Genomic DNA, 4,986 nt, shown 5'->3' with positions numbered 1-4,986 from the left:
GAATCGGTCGAGGGGTTCCGCAAGGTCATGATGGGCATGATGGATGAAAAGGACCGCAAGCGGTTCGAGGATGATGGCCCCGGTGGCCTGCGCCGCCGTGCCGGATGAGGCGGGTGTCATATCTGTCATAATTTTGACGTCGTCATGCTTACGCTTTTGAAAGATTTTGCGACCAAATTGTTCTCCAGCGATCCTGAACCCAGGGAAATCCGATGACCGGTGCTGATCAGCCACATGTTCTTGTGGTCGATGATGATGACCGTTTGCGTGACCTTCTTACCCGCTATCTGGGTGAGAACGGCTTTAACGTATCTGCCGCACGAGATGCTGCGACTGCGCGTGCCAGCCTTGCGGGATTGCAGTTTGATCTGATCGTTCTTGACGTTCTGATGCCCGGCGAAAAGGGTGTTGATCTGGCGCGCAGCCTGCGCGAAAGCGGATCAAAGGTTCCGATCCTTCTGCTTACCGCACTGTCCGAGACCGAAGACCGCATCGCAGGTCTTGAAGCCGGGGTGGATGATTATCTGGCCAAACCATTTGAGCCGCGCGAGCTGGTGCTTCGTATCGAGGCAATCCTGCGTCGCTATGGCGAGTTGCCCGAACCGGACAACTCAGCATCTCCAGACCCATTCGACAATACGGCATCCTTTGGCGGGTTCCGGTTTGATATGACACGCATGATCCTGCAACGTGGGGACGAGCATATCTATCTTACGACGGCTGAGCAGGCCTTGCTGGTTGCGCTTGTCAAACGCCGCGGGCAGACCACGTCGCGCGAGCAACTTCAGGGCATGATCAGCGGCAATGCCATTGATCCTAGCGCGTCGCGTAGCATTGATGTGCAGGTTACCCGCCTTAGGCGCAAATTCGAAGAAGACCCCAAGCAACCAAGATACTTGCAGACAGTGCGTGGTCAGGGCTATGTCCTGTATACGGACTGAGGAACGCAAAATGAGCGACCATGAAAACGGACAGGGATAAGCAGCGTGGGTAGCGAACAGAACGGACGGATCAAGTCATTGATGCCGACGGGGCTTTTGGGCCGGTCGCTTCTGATCCTGATGACGCCGATGCTGCTGTTGCAGATCGTGACCGTGCTGATCTTCTTTGAACGGCACTGGGACACGGTTGCCCGCCAGCTAAGTCGGGGGCTTGCCGGTGATGTTGTTTTTGTGATCGATTATCTGGGTCAGTATCCTGATCCGGAACATTACGAGTGGATTCAGAACACGGCCCGTGCACGCATGGAGCTCGACCTTTTTTTCGAGCGTGACGCAATCCTTGAGCGCCAGATTACTGAACCGCCGTTTGGTTTGGTGTCCGAGGAATTGTATGTCGCCCTGGATGAACGCCTGCAGCGGCCGTTTTTCTTTGATTTGGGGCTTGATGACCGCAGGCTTGAAATCCGTGTCCAGTTGAAAGACGGGGTGATGTCGATCATCGCCCCGCGCAAGCGCCTGTATAATTCGACCACCTATATCTTCTTTATGTGGATTGCGGGATCGGCATTGATCCTCTATGGGGTGGCGGTGATCTTCATGCGCAATCAGGTCCGTCCGATCCGACGTCTGGCCAAGGCCGCCGATCAGTTCGGGCGCGGGGTTGATGTTGATAACTTCAAGCCCGAAGGCGCGGCCGAGGTTCGTATGGCGGCGACGTCATTTATGTCGATGCGTGATCGCATCGGACGGCATTTGTCGCAACGAACAGCCCTGCTTGCCGGTGTGTCGCATGATTTGCGCACGCCACTGACCCGCATGAAGCTTGAACTTGCCATGCAGCAAAGCTCGCCCGGTGTTGATGCCCTGAAACAGGATGTCATCGACATGGAACGCATGGTCGATGCCTATCTGGCCTTTGCACGCGGCGAAGAGGGCGAAAAGGCGGTTCTGACCGACATTGGCAAGCTTCTGACCGATCAGGTTGGCGAAGCATTGCGTGACGAGCAGCAGATTGATCTTCATATCGAAGACAGCCTTGAGATGGAGCTGCGCCCGCAATCGATGAAACGTTGCATTGCAAACATCATGTCCAATGCCGGGCGGTATGCGACAAACCTGTCGGTCCGTGCCGGGCGTCGGGGACAGGATTACGAGATTGTCTTTGACGATGACGGGCCGGGCATTCCGGCCGACAAACGCGAAGAGGTTTTCAAGCCGTTTTACCGTCTTGAAGAGTCGCGCAATCAGGCGACCGGCGGGGTTGGCCTTGGCATGACCATCGCCCGCGATTCCGCGCGTGGTCACGGTGGCGAGGTCCTGCTTGAAGATGCGCCGGGCGGTGGGCTTCGCGTGCGGTTGGTTCTGCCGATCGGGCATTAAGGTCTGCACATTAAATTTCAAAAGCCCCGCCATTGAACGGCGGGGCTTTTTGTTTGAGCGGTGCGGGGTATCAAAAGAAGGTCGCGATTTCCGAGAGGTCCTTTTTCTCGGTCGCGTGGGCCGGGATGGTGGCGTCCGCCGCGGGGTAGCCAGTGACCAGCAGGATGTAGGGCTTGTTATGATCCGGGCGGCCGCAGATATCGGTCAGGAAGCTCATCGGGTTTGGCGTGTGGGTCAGGGTGGCAAGGCCAGCGCTGTGCAGGGCGGTAATCAGGAAGCCTGTTGAGATCGAAACCGATTCCGGCACGTAATAGTTTTTATGAAGTTTGCCATCGGCTGATGTGCTTTTGCGTTCACCAAAAATGCAGATCAGCCACGGGGCAGTTTCCAGAAACGGTTTGGTGTCATCTGTGCCCAGCGGTTTGAGGGCATCGAGCCATTCTTCGCCAGCACGTCCTTCATAAAAAGCGCGTTCTTCTTCCTCTGCCGCCAGGCGGATTTTGCGTTTCATCGCCGGATCGCCAATCACCGAGAAATGCCACGGCTGATGGTTGGCCCCGTTTGGTGCGGTGCCCGCAGCACGGATGCAGGTTTCAATAATGTCGCGCGGCACCGGGCGGTCAGAGAAATCGCGCACGGTATGGCGGGTTTTGATGTCGTTGTAAAATTCTTGCGCGCGGGTGCGCATTTCTTCCACGTCATATTCGCGATAGTCGGGCAGTGGAATGGGAATGAAATCTGTGGTCAGAGGCTTGTTCGACGACATGAGGTTTCCTGATTGTTTTTGTTTATGGGTAAAGCCTGATCTTATGAAGCGTTGATCTGCGCGACAAGGCCAAACGCCGGCGCACACACAGACGTGAGAGGCGAGCCATTACCCACCAACATCGCCCGCATTCATTGCGATGTGTCATTGCATCAAGCGGCAGGCGGGCTTATCAAATCGTACAGAAGCAATTGGCGTGAAACCAAATCGTTCCGGGGGCGGGCGGCTCGCAAAAGGGTATTTCACACTAAATATACATAAAATTATGTAATTCACACAAAATGACAATAAATTTTGATTGTTTGCTTGCGATATACGCTTGATTGATGTTAAATCGCGGCAACTTGGCATGGAATGCGTGCCGGGATATATACTCCGTGTTTCCCGCCACGGTTCCACACTCAGACAGACGAAACGGATTGATGTAGCGTTATGGCCAGCAATTTAAACGAAGAAACCGTCACCTATGTCCACCACTGGACTGACACTCTCTTCACGTTCAAGACCACCCGTGATCCGGGCTTCCGATTCATCAATGGTCAGTTCGCCATGATCGGCCTCGAAGTTGATGGCAAGCCGCTTTTGCGCGCCTATTCGATGGTCAGTGCGAATTATGATGAAGAACTTGAATTCTTCTCGATCAAGGTGCCAAACGGTCCGCTGACATCACGTTTGCAGCACATCAAGGTTGGCGACAAGATCCTGGTCGGGCGCAAGCCGACCGGAACCCTGATCCATGACAACCTTTTGCCGGGCAAGAACCTGTGGCTGTTGTCGACCGGTACGGGCCTTGCACCGTTCATGAGCGTGATCCGCGATTACGAGACCTATGAGCGCTATGAGAAGGTGATCCTGGTGCATGGTTGCCGCGAAGTCCGCGAACTGGCCTATCAGGAATTCATTCACAGCGAACTGCCGAACAACGAATTCTTCGGCGAAGATGTTCAGAACAAGCTTCTGTATTATCCGACCGTCACCCGCGAAGAGTTCAAGCATCAGGGCCGTATCACCGAGCTGATGGAATCGGGCAAGCTTTATGACGACCTTGGTCTGGAAAAGCCGACACTTGAAAACGACCGTTTCATGCTGTGTGGCAACCCGCAGATGATTGCCGACACCCGCAAGATGCTTCTTGAGTGGGGTGGCAAGGAAGGCAACATGAACGAACCGGGCCACTTCGTCATCGAAAAGGCGTTTGTCGAGAAATAAGCATCCAGCCACATTTTGGCCAAGAGATCAGAAGGCAGCATCCGTCGGTTGCTGCCTTTTTTGTTTGGGCGAAATCCGGGAATTATACCGGGTTGTATACGTAGGTATATATACCTCCCCAAATGGGGATGTTTGGAATTTTCGCAGTCGCGTAATTTGAGCTCATGAGGCGTCAGGTTTGGAAACTTGTTCAATGTCCTGGTGCAGTGTCAATGGAGACAAAAATGGGCTTTTTCAGTATTTTCAAACGTTCCGGTTCCCAGAGTGCTGCCATGACTTTGGATGCGCTTGAGCAATCACTTGCGGTCATTGAATTTGATCTGCAGGGCAAAATCTTGCGCGCGAACAAGAATTTCCTTGATGTTATGGGTTATGAGCTTTCCGAGATCGTCGGAAAGCATCACGCAATGTTCGTGCCCGAGGAAATTCGCAAAAGTCCGGATTACGACGCCTTTTGGTCTGATTTGCGCAAGGGTTTCTTCAAAAGTGCCGCATTCCCGCGCATTACCAAAACCGGCGGGCGTGTCTGGATCGAGGCAACCTATAACCCGGTACGCGACAGCAAGGGCAATGTTACCAAGATTGTGAAATTTGCATCTGACATCACCAAGCGTCAGGAAACCATGGCCGATTTCGAAGGCAAGGTGAATGCGATCAATCGCAGTCAGGCTGTGATTGAGTTTGACCTGA

5 protein-coding genes are annotated in these 4,986 nt (G+C 53.9%); 4 read left to right on the top strand and 1 reads right to left on the bottom strand.

What is annotated here, in order from left to right; all coding sequences use genetic code 11:
- The first annotated feature begins 212 nt into the window (after window positions 1–212).
- Window positions 213–941 carry a response regulator gene (locus B3Z49_RS10010; protein WP_296990474.1) on the top strand — a complete coding sequence of 243 codons (729 nt, stop codon included), beginning with the start codon at window positions 213–215 and terminating at the stop codon, window positions 939–941.
- A gap of 45 nt (window positions 942–986) precedes the next feature.
- The gene (locus tag B3Z49_RS10005) at window positions 987–2,321 is read left to right on the top strand and encodes an ATP-binding protein (RefSeq protein WP_296990472.1); all 1,335 of its coding nucleotides are present in this window, start codon (window positions 987–989) and stop codon (window positions 2,319–2,321) included.
- A 70-nt stretch (window positions 2,322–2,391) separates the two neighbouring features.
- Here B3Z49_RS10005 and B3Z49_RS10000 read toward each other — a convergent pair whose 3' ends face one another.
- Window positions 2,392–3,087, bottom strand: coding sequence for a nitroreductase family protein (locus B3Z49_RS10000; RefSeq protein ID WP_296990470.1), 696 nt, complete (start codon window positions 3,085–3,087; stop codon window positions 2,392–2,394).
- A gap of 432 nt (window positions 3,088–3,519) precedes the next feature.
- Between B3Z49_RS10000 and B3Z49_RS09995 the strand changes: the two genes are divergently transcribed.
- Together B3Z49_RS09995 and B3Z49_RS09990 are read left to right on the top strand one after the other, a co-directional pair.
- Window positions 3,520–4,296: a ferredoxin--NADP reductase gene (locus B3Z49_RS09995; protein ID WP_063088712.1), complete on the top strand. Its 777-nt coding sequence runs from the start codon at window positions 3,520–3,522 to the stop codon at window positions 4,294–4,296.
- Window positions 4,297–4,520: 224 nt separating this feature from the next.
- On the top strand, window positions 4,521–4,986 hold a 466-nt coding region (locus tag B3Z49_RS09990; protein WP_296990469.1), incomplete at its 3' end, for a PAS domain-containing protein.

Source organism: Thalassospira sp. UBA1131 (assembly GCF_002311515.1).
Lineage (GTDB): Bacteria > Pseudomonadota > Alphaproteobacteria > Rhodospirillales > Thalassospiraceae > Thalassospira.
This window is presented reverse-complemented; position numbering and strand designations above follow the sequence as displayed.